At 56.2% G+C, this 13,389-nt stretch carries 8 protein-coding genes; 6 read left to right on the plus strand and 2 right to left on the minus strand.

The window, feature by feature from the left end; translation table 11 throughout:
• Positions 1-116 precede the first annotated feature (116 nt).
• From MFP24_RS23530 to sodC, 4 genes are all read left to right on the plus strand, one after another.
• Positions 117-1,499, plus strand: a complete 1,383-nt coding sequence (locus tag MFP24_RS23530; RefSeq protein WP_249232259.1) for an SrfA family protein — start codon at positions 117-119, stop codon at positions 1,497-1,499.
• Positions 1,499-4,483 carry a virulence factor SrfB gene (locus tag MFP24_RS23535; protein WP_249232258.1) on the plus strand — a complete coding sequence of 995 codons (2,985 nt, stop codon included), beginning with the start codon at positions 1,499-1,501 and terminating at the stop codon, positions 4,481-4,483. The genes MFP24_RS23530 and MFP24_RS23535 overlap by 1 nt, the downstream gene beginning before the upstream one ends.
• Positions 4,480-6,942 (plus strand): putative virulence factor, encoded by a 2,463-nt coding sequence (locus MFP24_RS23540; protein WP_249232257.1) that lies wholly within the window; start codon positions 4,480-4,482, stop codon positions 6,940-6,942. The genes MFP24_RS23535 and MFP24_RS23540 overlap by 4 nt, the downstream gene beginning before the upstream one ends.
• A gap of 219 nt (positions 6,943-7,161) precedes the next feature.
• A complete protein-coding gene (gene sodC / locus MFP24_RS23545; protein ID WP_249232256.1) occupies positions 7,162-7,686 on the plus strand; it encodes a superoxide dismutase [Cu-Zn] SodC in 525 nt (174 codons plus the stop codon).
• A gap of 51 nt (positions 7,687-7,737) precedes the next feature.
• Here sodC and MFP24_RS23550 read toward each other — a convergent pair whose 3' ends face one another.
• Together MFP24_RS23550 and MFP24_RS23555 are read right to left on the minus strand one after the other, a co-directional pair.
• Positions 7,738-9,057, minus strand: coding sequence for an ABC transporter substrate-binding protein (locus MFP24_RS23550; protein WP_249232255.1), 1,320 nt, complete (start codon positions 9,055-9,057; stop codon positions 7,738-7,740).
• 131 nt (positions 9,058-9,188) lie between these two features.
• A complete protein-coding gene (locus MFP24_RS23555) occupies positions 9,189-10,478 on the minus strand; it encodes a Gfo/Idh/MocA family protein (protein ID WP_249232254.1) in 1,290 nt (429 codons plus the stop codon).
• A gap of 103 nt (positions 10,479-10,581) precedes the next feature.
• On the opposite strand from MFP24_RS23555, the gene MFP24_RS23560 reads away from it, so the two are divergent.
• Positions 10,582-12,174: a hypothetical protein gene (locus tag MFP24_RS23560; RefSeq protein ID WP_249232253.1), complete on the plus strand. Its 1,593-nt coding sequence runs from the start codon at positions 10,582-10,584 to the stop codon at positions 12,172-12,174.
• A gap of 379 nt (positions 12,175-12,553) precedes the next feature.
• The gene (gene fnr, locus MFP24_RS23565) at positions 12,554-13,306 is read left to right on the plus strand and encodes a fumarate/nitrate reduction transcriptional regulator Fnr (protein WP_249232252.1); all 753 of its coding nucleotides are present in this window, start codon (positions 12,554-12,556) and stop codon (positions 13,304-13,306) included.
• The last annotated feature ends 83 nt before the right edge of the window (positions 13,307-13,389 follow it).

The raw sequence follows: 13,389 nt of genomic DNA on the forward strand, positions 1-13,389 counted from the left end.
CGGTTTTGCCCCTTCTTTAAGCATTTGATTCACCATCAATACACTAAAGTATAGCCTGTCGCAGATTACACCCTGTTTTCTGCCTTCATGCATCTATTACAAAAGGTCTCTTTTGCGTGACAAAACTTTTTTTACGTAGCGGGAGTTTGGATGATTTTCTGGCTCTGGGCGAAAATGGACAGCCGGTTTATGCATCCGCACTTCAGCTACGCGAAACATTGCGCCTCAGAAAACAGCAGCCGATCGCGGATTGTCTGGCTATCCCCCAGCCGAACGAAGACGGCGACCGTATTGACTGGTACGCGCCGGTGGAAGGTAAGATAACCTCCTGGATCGCCGCCAGCGAAGAGCAACGGGCAGCGGCGCTAAAGCAATTGGAAACCTATCAGGCGGCCGTCGCCGATATCAGCCAGCGGGCGCAACGCTCGGAAAAACCGGCACAGCAGCTTTTTGGCGTGCTGCTGGCCAAAGCCATCCAGTTCCCTGGCCCCAACCACGTTTATCTGGTTGACGGCAAACCGGTATTGACCTTCTGGGGATTTGTGAATCTGGATAAAAAATCCCGCGCCGACGCGCTGGATTGCCTGCGTCAGGTGGAAGAAGCCGCCCCGGTTTTCGCCGCCGCGCCGGTCAATGCCGAGCCCCCCGCTACGCCGATAACGCCGCCCCGGCCTAATCCCGTCGTCACGCCGGAGCCGGCTGCTAAACCTCAGGCCGCCGCCCGCAGCCAACGGCTGCGCCTGTGGTGGCTATTCCCCGCGGCGGCGCTGTTGGCGGTGCTGTCGCTACAGATTTATGGATGGCTTGCTCAGCAGGATAAGACGCCGGAGCCAACGCCATTGGCCGCCACCATACAGCCCGAAAAACGCGCGTTGCCCGCTTCCGTGCGCGAGCCTGAGCCGCAGCCGGCGGCCGAACCTGAGGTGCGGGAAGCGAAGAGTGAAGCGGCAAGTCCCGAATCGCCGCCGGAAACCGCGCCGGTTGGACCGGTAACCGCCACGCCGTCAGCCGCGACTGAATCGCAAGAGGCCGCGCCGGCGCCAGAGTCGGTTCCCGAGCCGGTAATCCCGGAGCCAACGCCGGTTGCCCCGCCCGCCGCGGCCGGCAAAGAGGAGCTGGTTATGCCGGCTGACGCGGTAAGGCTGGGGTCGGTCAACTTCCTTAACGGCAACTGGCGGGTTTCCGTCGATGCCAGAACCCCGATTACCGTTACCGGCCGCCCGCCGAGCCTGAGGTATCAGATTAAAAACGGCAAGGGTACGGCAAGAATCACCCATGGCGACGGCATCACCTGCCGGGCGGATATCGAGGCGGGATTGATGAGTTCCGGTAATCTGGTCATCAACAGCCGATATCGGGCGCGATGCAGCGACAATAGCAGATTCAAGATGCCGGAGCTGGTATGTAAACGAAGCGCGACGGGCATCGCAGAGTGTACCGGTCGCTATAACGCTGATGCGGTCTTCCCCATGACGATAAAGCGCGAGAGTAAATCATAATGCTGGCGACGATCACCGATTACCAACAGAGAATTACGCTTATTCAGGACAGCGGCATTCAATTTCTTGATTTTGCCCTGAAACCGGAATTATCCGCCGCGCCGCCCAATAAATATGTGCGCAAAAGCGCCAATGGGCCGTTGCTGCGCCTGATCTATAACCCGCAGACGGGTAAATACATCCTCCCGTCGCCGGCGGGCGCCCCGCCGGAGGTGGTCAAGCCGGAACTGAGCATTCCGCTCGAGCAGTCGCTGAGGCTGCTGGAAAAAATCTGGCTGCCGCTGCCGTTTTTGCGTTTTAACCCGCCGCGCACCTTTATGGGCGGGCCGGACAACTGGGCGCGGATGCAGATCTTAGCGCTGGATACCCCGGACCAGGACGGCAATACGCATCGAATTTGCCTGGCCTTCGATACCAAAGTCTACCCCGAGGGCCACGAATACGAATCTCTGGCGCCGAATGAGAACGATATCAAAACCGGGGGCGGCTTTGCGCTGGCCTATCACAGCGATGAACTGGGCGAGTTTCTCGATCACACCTGGGTGGACGGCTGGCTGCGGGAGGTTTTTACCCAGCAGGCGATCAGGCGGGAAAACCGCAACGAGCGGGAAATTAAACTGGCGCTCAGAGGATTTGAATATCAGGCGCATTACATGAATTTGCTGGATATGCTGGGCAATCAGCTATCGGTGCCGGAAATACGCATTAACGCCAGTACGTTGCAGGAGCCCGCCGTCAACGTCGATCTGATTCTGGACGTCGGCAACTCCCACACCTGCGGCATTTTAGTGGAAGATCACGCCGATGAAAGCAACGGACTAAAGCAGACGTACGAACTGCAACTGCGCGATCTGAGCCACCCCCACTACCTGTATAACGAGCTGTTTGAAAGCCGGGTTGAATTTGCCCAGGCTAAATTCGGCAAGCAGAACTTTTCCGTTGAAAGCGGGCGCGACGATGCCTTTATCTGGCCGTCCATTACCCGCGTCGGCCGTGAAGCCGGCCGAATGGCGTTATTGCGTCAGGGGGCGGAGGGCTCAACCGGCATTTCCAGCCCGCGGCGTTATCTGTGGGATGAAGAGAGCTATGCGCCCGGCTGGCGCTTCAGTCAGCCCGAAACCAGTGCGCAGAACGAGCCGCCGGCGACGGCCATGCCGCTGACCGTGTTGCTCAACGACGAAGGCCGGCCTTTGTACCATCAGCCGTTTGAGGAGCGTTTGCCGGTTTTTTCCCCGCACTACAGCCGCAGTTCGCTGATGACGTTTATGCTGTCCGAGTTGCTGTTGCAGGCTCTGATGCAGATGAACAGCGCCGCCCAGCGCCAGAAAATGATCCACTCCAGCGCGCCGCGTCAGCTGCGCAATATTATTCTTACCCTGCCCTCGGCGATGCCGAAGCCTGAGCGGGAAATTTTCCGCCGCCGGATGAATGAAGCCATCGCCCTGGTATGGAAATCCCTGGGCTGGCATCCGCTGGACGACGATTTCACCACCCCGGAAGACCGGGCGAAAAGCCGGGTTCCGGTGCCGGAAGTGCAGATCGAGTGGGATGAAGCCACCTGCGGGCAAATGGTGTATCTGTACAACGAAGCGCAGGTCAATTTCGGCGGGCGCGCCGAAGACTTTTTCGCCAGCATGGCGCGTCCGGATAAGGAAACGTCGGAAAACGAGCCAGCGGGCAAAACGTTACGCATTGCGTCGATTGATATCGGCGGCGGCACCACGGATTTGGCGATCACGCAATATCTGTTGGATGACGGCGTCGGCAGCAACGTTAAAATCATCCCGCGTTTGCTGTTCCGCGAAGGGTTTAAGGTGGCGGGCGACGATATTCTGCTGGACGTTATCCAGCTTTATGTCTTGCCGGCGCTACAGGCGGCGCTGAAAACGGCGGGAATGGCCAGCCCCGAGGCGTTGATGGCCAAACTGTTCGGCAACGAGGGGCGCATCGACGGGCAGCTAACGTTGCGCCAGCAGGTTACCTTACAGATATTCATCCCCATCGGGCGTTCGATTCTGCAAGCCTATGAAGGTTTCGACCCGCTGGACGCCAGCGCCGAAATAGAGTCCTCCTTTGGCGAACTGCTGGAGCAGCATCCCACGCCGAAGGTGCTGGATTACGTCAATACCGAAGTGCAGCGCGAACTGCCTGACGATAGCGCTTTCGATATTTTACAGGTGCCGCTGATCCTCAAACTCAGCAAGCTGCATGGGGAGTTTTTATCCAACCGGATGGGCATTACCCAAAACCTGCGTTTGATGTCCGAGGTCGTCTCTCTCTATTCCTGCGACGTGCTGCTGTTAACCGGGCGCCCTTCCCGTTTTCCGGGTATTCAGGCGTTGTTCCGCCATTTGCAGCCGCTGCCGATCAACCGCATGCTGTCGCTGGACGGCTATCACACCAACGACTGGTATCCGTTCAATAAACGCGGGCGGATCGATAATCCGAAATCCACCGCCGCCGTCGGCGCGATGCTCTGCCTGCTGGCGCAGGATCTCCGGCTGCCGGGGTTCTATTTTAAAGTCGGTGATTTTCAGCCCTATTCCACCGTGCGCTATCTTGGCATGATGGACGGTAATAACGTGCTGAGTGCCGACAATGTCTATTACAGCGACATCGATCTGGATGCGCCGGGCTTTGCGCTCGATCCCGACGGCGGCTTCCAGGTGCGCGGATCGCTCTGCCTGGGCTTCCGCCAACTGGACAACGAACGCTGGCCGGCATCGTCCCTGTATATCCTGTCGATTGTCGATCAGGAACTGGCGAGAAAGGTGGTCGGCGACAGCGTGCTGCGCGTCAGGCTGGCGGTGACCGGCGGAGACGAGCTGCACGGCCCGGAACATTTCGCCATCGCCGATGCGGTTCTGGACGACGGCAGCCGCATTCCGCCGCAGCATTTGCGGCTTAAATTGAACACATTGGCCGCTAACGACTCAGGGGCGACCCATTATTGGATCGATAGCGGGAGCGTATTTAGAAAATGAAACCATTAACGCCCAAACAACAGTCGAGCCGACTCCATAGCCAGCTACAGGCCGTAGCGCAAGGCGTTGATCGGGCGATCGACTGGATCGAAACCACGCGGCAACATGCGCCGCGGCTGGATATTGAGGCCGACAGGCTGATTGTTAAACTGCGTCGTCATCGCAATAAGGCGCAACAACTGTCGGACGTGGCGCTGAAAGATATCGCCATTGGTTTCTTTGGTCTGTCGCAGGCGGGAAAATCTTATCTGATTTCCGCCCTGGCCGCGGGAGAGAATGGCCGGCTGGAAACCTCTTTCGAGGGGCAGCAGCTTGATTTTCTTACCCATATCAACCCGGATAATCACCCCACCGCGCTGGTTACCCGCTTTAGCCGTCAGGCGGCGGTGAAAAATAAGTCCTTTCCCGTTCAGCTGCAACTGCTCAGCGAAGCGGATATCGGCAAGATTATCGCCAACGCCTTTCTGCACGAGCGGCAACAGGAAAACGCGTTCGAGGAGCTGGACGAACGGCAGATCGCCGACCATCTGAGCGTGCTGCTGCTGCACCGCCAGCCGGAACCCGTTGCCGGCGTAAACGCGGATGAGGTCGTCGCCCTGTGGGACTATCTGGCGCGCCATGACGCCAAACGGCAAAAGCAGCTGGAGACGCACTTCTGGCCCGCGGCGGTGGAACTGGCGCCGTACCTCAGTGTTGACGACCGCGCGCAGCTGTTCTCGCCGCTCTGGGGAGCGCGTCAGGATCTGACCGCCGCCTATCGCCATTTCGCCCATACGCTGCAACATCTTTCCGGCGCCCACAAGGTGCTGGCGCCGATCCGGGTGTTGGTGGATGAAGCCCTGCGCCCCGCCAACGGCATGATTAACGGCGCCACGCTGGAGCGTCTCAACGCCGCCGATGACGCGGGGGTGCTGCTGCGGCCGGTATTGAACGGCCGCGCGGCAAAAGCGGTTGAGCTATCGCAGGCCGAGCTGACGATGCTGGCGGCCGAACTGCTGATCCCTTTGCATTCTCCTCCCCGCGAAGCGTTGTTTGAGCAGGTCGATATACTGGATTTCCCCGGTTTCGGCGATACGCCGCCGGCAGTCGCTCAGCGGGACGACGACGAGAAAAAGGATCCGCATCCCCTGGCGCATAGCCTGTTGCGCGCCAAGCGCGCCTATCTGCTGGAACGCTATACCGACAATCAGGAAATGAATTTGCTGATGGTTTGCAGCGCCGCGGGCCAACGTTCCGAGGTAAAAGCCGTCGGCAAGGCGCTGGATTACTGGGTTAAACAGACCCAGGGGGAGAACGCGCAGGTTCGCAGCCGCCGCAAGCCGGGACTGATCTGGGCGGTGACCCGCTTCGATCGCCGCATTACGCACGGACAGAACTATGACGCCGCGGTACAGCGTTACGTCGGCAATCCCGGCGACGCCTGGGGCACCATGCTGGCGATGGATAAACGGGGCGTAAGCCGCATGGCGGCCTGGCTGGGTACGGAGGTTCACCGTGAAGTCAAGCTCGGACGCATCGATGAACAGCTCGGCGAAATCCAGCGCGAGCTGGGAGATAATCTGCTGGGCAACTGGTATCGGCCGGCGGAAATCGACGATCCGGCGCAAAAACAGCGTATCGCCGAAACCCTGCTTAAAGCATTGCAGACCCGCACCGGCGTACACGGCGAGTTGCTGGAACGATTATTGCCCTCGCGCGACGAGCTGCGCCGCCTCTACCTGAAGCAGCAGGGACAACCGGGCTATGGCTATCAGCAGGAAGCCGACGATCCCGGTGCGCCGTTAAGCGGCGCCGAGCCTTTTGGCATCGGGATCGAAATCGATCTGTTTGCCGACGAACCCGTCGATATCGATCAACCCGCCTCCCCCGTTCAGGCGCTCGATCGTGGCTATGAAGCGGAATATGCCCACCATGTTTATCGTTACTGGATAAACCATCTGCGCGGCCTGCCGGAAAATGCGCCGTTAATAGAACTGCTGGGGGTGGCTAAAGCGACCATCGAAATACTGGTGGAAGAGCTGATCACCGCCAGTATCCGGCTGGAGATCGAAGACGCGCTGGTCGGCATGCTGGCGGATAGCGAACAGTTATCCGTACACCGTGAAAGTAAAGCCGACCGTCAGGTATCCCGGGTGCTTACCCTGTTGGGAGACTTTGTCGCCTGGCTGGGCTTCCAGCAGGTGGACGAGGCGCTGCGCCCCGCCAGCCGTATTAATCGCGGTCATAAAATTTTCGCCAAGCCGGAAAAGCAGGCGGTGAATTGGGGCGCGGCGCAGCGGCTGACCAAGCTGTCGCTCACGCCCACCAACAATACGGCGTTTTATATTTACGACTGGCTGATCGCGCTTAATGAAATGATTATACAAAACGCGGGATATTCCGCCGCCCGCGAGGTCGGTGACCAACAACGCGAACGCCTGGGCGTGATATTAAAGGTGATTAAACCCGCCGAGAAGTAGTGCCGTCCTCCCCCGGTTCGCTCCGGGGGAGCGGCGTTTTCGCCGCTGAATAATGAACATTTCATGCCTTTGGCATCATTTTTTCTTCAGAAAACAATCCCCTGATTTGACGCCTCCCCTGGCTCAACTATTATTTCATTCCGAGATGTATTCATCCTGCATGACGATATCGGCTTAATGAACCATCGGCCGCTCCAATAACAATAGAGGCAAAAGACAATGAAACTGAAGGCTCTTATCCTGACGGGCGTGTTCTTTTCCTGTTCCGCATTCGCCGCCAGCACCACGGTGACCCTGAATGAAGCGCTGCCAACGGGCAACGGCAAGGCGCTTGGCGAGGTGTCGATAACGGAAACCCCCTATGGCCTACTTTTTACCCCGAAGTTAACCGGACTGGCCCCGGGGATCCACGGCTTCCACGTTCATGAAAAAGGCAACTGCGCGCCGGCGGAACAGGATGGCAAAACCGTGCCCGCGCAGGCGGCCGGCGGGCACCTCGATCCTGAAAAAACCGGCAAGCATCTGGGGCCTTATACCGACCAGGGACATCTGGGGGACCTGCCAGGGCTGGTGGTTAACGCCGACGGCACCGCCACCTATCAGGTGCTGGCGCCGCGGATAAAATCGCTGTCCGAGGTGAAAAACCATGCGCTGATGATTCATGCCGGCGGCGATAACTACGCCGACAGCCCGGAAAAACTGGGCGGCGGCGGCGCGCGGCTGGCCTGCGGCGTGATTGAGTAACGATTTATTATGGATGCCGCCGCGGTATCGCTGCGGCATCCGCCTTGGGGCCTACCGAATGGCGCGCTTTAATATCCGGTTGGCGCCGCTTAAAAAGTCATCGGCGATCTCTTGCAAATTCCCCTTGCCGTAGTCCAGCTTTTGTACGCTGTTGGTCCATAGCTGCACCAGTTCCTGATTTTCCATAAAGGGCGAAACCGCAACCTGTGATTCAGGCTGTGCGGCGGCGGCGCGATAGGCATTGGCCAATACATTCTGCGGATTGATCACCCCGATATCCTCCAGCAGCTTTTGCGCCTGCGGGGTTATCGGCATGCCGTTTTGCAGCCCCAGCGCTTTTATTCCCTGCGCATCGTTCAGCAGAAAATTGATCAGCTGCGCCGCCTCCCGCGGGTGCCGGGTATGTTTGCTAACGGCAAACAGCGAAGACGGCTTGGTGGTCATGCCGGAATCCTTGGCCGCGGGCAGCGTGATAAACGGTCCCGGCTCCAGCACCGCCTCTTGCGGCATATTGCTCGCATAGGTGTAGATGGAAGAGTCCCACAGATACATACCGGCCAGCTCGCCGTTGATCCACGGGCGGATCTCATACATGTTGGTGCGGCCGAACGAAGAAAAATAACGCTGATCGGGTATCACATGGGAATCGACCAGTTTCTGGTAAAAACGGAACAGCTCATAAACCTGCTCCCGGCTGTAGGCCAGACCCCGTTTCTGCTCATCAATCAGATCGATACCGTATTTCTGCGCCATATAGTTGCGGGCCAGCGCCAATATGTCGAGTGAATCCCCGGCGCCCTGCGCCACGCCAAGCGGATAATAGTTATTCCCCAGCTTTTGCTTGAAAGTCAGCCCGGCGGCAAAGAGTTCATCCCAGGTTTTGGGATAGGCGACGCCCGCTTTTTGCCAGGTGTCACGGTTATAAATCAGGGTGCGCGAGGTCATGGAAATCGGCACGCCTTGCAGCTTCCCTTTTATATCGGCCATTTTAAGGTACTGGGGCGGGAAATTTTGCAAGGCCAGCGTCGCCTGCTGCCGGTTCAGATCGTAGAACCCTTCGCCGTTGCGGGAAAACTGCGGCAACCAGTTCCAGTCTATGCGCATTACGTCCGGCTCCTGCCCCCCGGCCATTTGGGTCGACAGGCGCGAGAGGTAACCGTCCCATCCGGCATATTCCGCTTTTACCTTAATAGAGGGATTTGCCCGCTGAAAAGCGTTGATCGCCGCCAGCGTCGCCTCGTGGCGCTGATTTCCGCCCCACCAGGAAATGCGAATTTCCGCTGCATCCGCCGGTTGAGAAAATGCGGCGGCCAACGGCAATACGGCGCCGAGTAACAGCAGGCGAGGTAATTTGTGGAGAAACGTCGTCATAATAGAACCCTTGTTATCGTTGATATGGGTAATTTCCACCCGCATGGCAGGTGAATTCTGGGTACGACGGATGTGGAAAATGCCTGCCTGAACATCGGCTCAGGCAGGATTTCTATCGACTTATTTCAGACTTACTTCGGTAAGTTGACCGCCAGCTGTGCAATTTTCACCGGCAGTTCCAGGCGCAGGGAGCGGTTGGCGGCAATACCGGTCAGAATGGACATCGCCCCGTCGCGATAGCCGGCCGCCCTGTTTAACGGATCGGGCTGCGGCGTGCCGAATAGGTCGTTCAGCATCACCTGGTCGCCGCCGCCGTGGCCGCCGGCCTGATATTCAACCGCGACGCGATAAGGCGCGCCGAACATGGGGTAGACTTTTATTTCGCATTCGTTCAGGGCGCCCTCATCTTCTTTTCGTCCGCCGCCGTTAACATAGGATTTTTCGACCAGTTTCATTTCCAGCCGCCCTTTACTGCCGTTAAACACCACGTTTAAGCCTTCCCAGGGCAAATAGGCGTTTAATGAATAGGTCATGATGGCTTTGTTTTTATAACGTACCATCACGCCGAGCACATCTTCGATATTAATACCGTCGTCAAACACGCTTTTGTCACGGTAATAGCCATCCTCATGCTCGGCGTTTAAATATAAGGCGCTCAGCTGTTCGCTTTTATGCATATGCAGGGCAAAGGGATCGTTTTCCGCCGCCGGGCTTTGGTGCGAGCGCGCATAGAATTGCGTGACGCCGCGCGCTTCGGCATTCGCCTTGCCGTAAAACCGCAGGTCGCCCTGGGCATAAACCGTTTCGGGCTCGCTGTTCAGCCAGAAGTTGACCAGATCGAAATGGTGGGTGGATTTATGCACCAGCAAACCGCCGCTGTTACGTTTGTCGCGGTGCCAGCGCCGAAAGTAGTCCGCGCCGTGCTCGGTATTCAGCAGCCATTCGAAATGGACCGAAAACACCTCGCCAATCACGCCGGCGGCAATCAATTCACGTACTTTGCTGTGATGAGGCGCATAGCGATAGTTAAAGGTTACCCGTAGCTTACGACCGGTGCGGGCGATGGCATCGACGATCGCCTGACATTTTTCCTCGTCGATGGTCATGGGCTTTTCCGTGATCACATCGCAGCCCAACTCCATCGCCCGGATAATATAGTGGTGGTGCGTGCGGTCAATCGAACACACGATAACGATATCGGGTTTTGTTTCCGCAATCATTTGCTCAAATTGATCGGCCCGATAGGCCGGCACGGCCTGGTGGCCATATTTGCCGATTATCTGATTGGCATAGTCGATGCGCGTTTGGTTGGTGTCGCAAAATGCGACAAAGCCCCCCTGCTGTTGATAATCTCTGGCGATGGATTCCAAATAAAGACCGGAACGTCCCCCGGTCCCGACTACGGCATACTTTTTCTTCATTATGATTATTTCCTCTTGATGACAAACTATTGCGCTTGATTGACAGACTTTTGCTAATGCCTTATATCCTCTAGCTACACTCAATGGGTATAGCGAATAACATATGGGTTTTTATCCGCCGTTGCGTTTACTGGAGGTAAATACGCCGTTAATCTGGTATTGGCCTCACTTTCTTGAAATTATGGCGGTAATCGATAAATATCGATTTAACGGCCTGATTATTCATCAGCAAAATATGCTGGCGCTGCTCGCCCGCCCTTCCGTTTTCAGCAAAAGTCCCGGAATAGAAAATCTGCATCTTGAACGGGAAAATACCCTGAGTTACCTGCAACGCATCAGCGACTATTGCCTGGCGAAAAATATTCAGCTGTGGATCCAGGGAGAAGCGTTTCCTCTCGATGCCAAAATAAAACAGAAATTTCCGGAATATTTTCTTAGCGAAAATAATAGCGTCAGCGGCCAGTTTCTGACGCGCTTTTATAGTGAAATCGTGGATGAGGCGGTCGCCGCGCTGCCGGATATCAGCGGCCTTATCCTTAGTCTGCAAATTCCCGAATTCCATGAAACCCAATGGAAAGAAGGCATGAAAGCGATGCATCGCTGCCTGCGTCGGCGCGGCAAGAAGCTGGTGCTGCGCGATTACATCGACGACAGCTGGCCGCGGCGCCAATTGCAAAGTACGCTGAATAGCCTGCCGAATGACGTGCGCGCCTCGATCAAGGCGACCGCGCTGGGCTATCGTCCCGGCTTTGCCAATAATCCGGACGTGGCTGATTTTAAAGGCTATAAGAAATGGATCGAGTTTGACCTGTGGGGTATCGATTACGGTTGGACGCTGCTGCCCTGTATGCTGGCGGATGAAATTCAGGGCCGTCTCAGCTGGGCCCAGGCCGTCGCCGGAGATGAGCTGGAAGCCGTCAGCGCCAGAATCAGCTGGGAATGGCTCAGTAACAGTTCGTTGCTGGAATCGATTAATGAAGTCAACCTGTTCGGCCTGTCGCAAATCGTCGGCCAGTCTGATGAAAGTCTTAATGCCGGGGCGATATTTCTGCGCTGGCTGGCGGCAAACGGCGTTGATATGCGTAATAAAACCCGCCTTGACGCGGTGCGGAAACTGTTCTTCAGCAGCTATGACTGGATGTGTAAAACCCCTTATTTTCTGGGACGCCTGTTGCATCATCATAGCCAGATACCTCTTAGTTTTGAGCACGCCGTACAGCTATTGCACGCTGAAACCCGCAGCGCCAACTGGGCGCAATCTTTCCAGCCGCTTTTCCCGCCGGACGATCCCGGTTTTGGCGGATCGCAACGGCAGCTGTTAACCCTTGAATGTCAGCAGATGCAATTCTTCGCTCAGCGTTTGCGCCAGTCGGCCCGGGAAATCCAACATGCCCGCCTGCTGCCTGAGCCCTTATCTTCCCGGCTGTCGTCGGCGTGGGAATATGCCTGGTGGTACACCGAATTATTTAATAACGCCAAGCTGTTGATTGCCGGCCGCCTGTATATGGACAACTACGGCGTTACGCTTGCAGGACGCAGTAGCCAGTTACCGCAGCTTGCTGAAGCCCAGCGCTTTGCCAATGAACTGCAAAACTGGCTGCTAGGGCACCGGCATGAGCATCCGCATTTCCTCTCCATACTGATGGCGCCCGAACGGTTGACGGCCCTGACCGAGGATTGCCGCGTGCCTGACTAACATCGGGGGAGCTGGGTGAGACAAGCATAGGTGGGGGAGAAAATGATTGAAATGGCGTTCCAGAAAAATTAGCCTTACTAAAGGACGTAAGCCGTTAATTTGTGAGCAAACTTGCAAATGATAAAATTTTAATGTGATTTATCTTCCGTTTTTTTAAATTGGAAGCGTGATGTGTTTCTCTTTTTCACTTTCAATATGTGACGTTAATTACATTTTATTTTTGCGACTCGATATAGACCGAATAATTACGCCCCGAAACTACTCGCGCTTTTTCAGTTAGTTCACTATTTATTGGCCTGTTCTAAGGATTACCGGGCTTATCAGCGACGATAAAAGCTGTTAAAATTGACCGATATCAATTATTGCCTGAGCAGAGACTATGATACCGGAAAAGCGAATTATCCGACGCATCCAGTCTGGCGGTTGTGCAATCCACTGCCAGGATTGCAGCATCAGTCAACTATGTATCCCCTTTACTTTAAATGAGCACGAGCTCGATCAGCTCGACAATATCATTGAAAGGAAAAAGCCGATCCAGAAAGGACAGGCGCTGTTCAAAGCGGGCGACGAGTTGAAGTCTTTATACGCCATCCGCTCGGGTACCATTAAGAGCTATACCATCACCGAACAGGGTGATGAGCAGATCACCGGTTTTCATCTGGCGGGCGATCTGGTCGGCTTTGATGCCATTGGCAATGCGCAGCATCCCAGCTTTGCTCAGGCGCTGGAAACCTCGATGGTGTGTGAAATTCCATTCGAAACGCTGGATGATCTTTCCGGGAAAATGCCCAACCTGCGCCAGCAAATGATGCGTTTGATGAGCGGTGAAATTCGCGGCGATCAGGATATGATCCTGCTGCTGTCGAAAAAGAACGCAGAGGAGCGTCTGGCGGCCTTCGTATATAACCTCTCCCGGCGTTTTGCCGAGCGCGGCTTTTCTCCCCGTGAATTCCGTTTGACCATGACGCGCGGCGATATCGGCAACTATCTGGGATTAACGGTGGAAACCATCAGCCGGCTGCTGGGGCGTTTTCAGAAAAGCGGCATTCTTGCCGTAAAGGGCAAATACATCACCATTGAAAATATCAGCGCGCTTTCCGAGCTTGCCGGCGCCTCGCCGAATAAATCCTAAGCTATTGCCGGATCAGTGATAATCCTCTTTTATTGATCCGGCTCTCATCATCTGTTGTCCAAAGTGATTCCCATGGGGTACTC

It is taken from the genome of Brenneria tiliae, assembly GCF_023347575.1.
GTDB classification, from domain to species: Bacteria; Pseudomonadota; Gammaproteobacteria; order Enterobacterales; family Enterobacteriaceae; genus Brenneria; species Brenneria corticis.

Excerpts from the sequence above, each read along its gene's own strand:
- sodC (WP_249232256.1), top strand. The coding sequence starts at position 7,162 with ATGAAACTGAAGGCTCTTATCCTGACGGGCGTGTTCTTTTCCTGTTCC.
- MFP24_RS23540 (WP_249232257.1), top strand. The coding sequence starts at position 4,480 with ATGAAACCATTAACGCCCAAACAACAGTCGAGCCGACTCCATAGCCAG.
- MFP24_RS23550 (WP_249232255.1), bottom strand. The coding sequence starts at position 9,057 with ATGACGACGTTTCTCCACAAATTACCTCGCCTGCTGTTACTCGGCGCC.
- MFP24_RS23555 (WP_249232254.1), bottom strand. The coding sequence starts at position 10,478 with ATGAAGAAAAAGTATGCCGTAGTCGGGACCGGGGGACGTTCCGGTCTT.
- MFP24_RS23535 (WP_249232258.1), top strand. The coding sequence starts at position 1,499 with ATGCTGGCGACGATCACCGATTACCAACAGAGAATTACGCTTATTCAG.
- MFP24_RS23560 (WP_249232253.1), top strand. The coding sequence starts at position 10,582 with ATGGGTTTTTATCCGCCGTTGCGTTTACTGGAGGTAAATACGCCGTTA.
- fnr (WP_249232252.1), top strand. The coding sequence starts at position 12,554 with ATGATACCGGAAAAGCGAATTATCCGACGCATCCAGTCTGGCGGTTGT.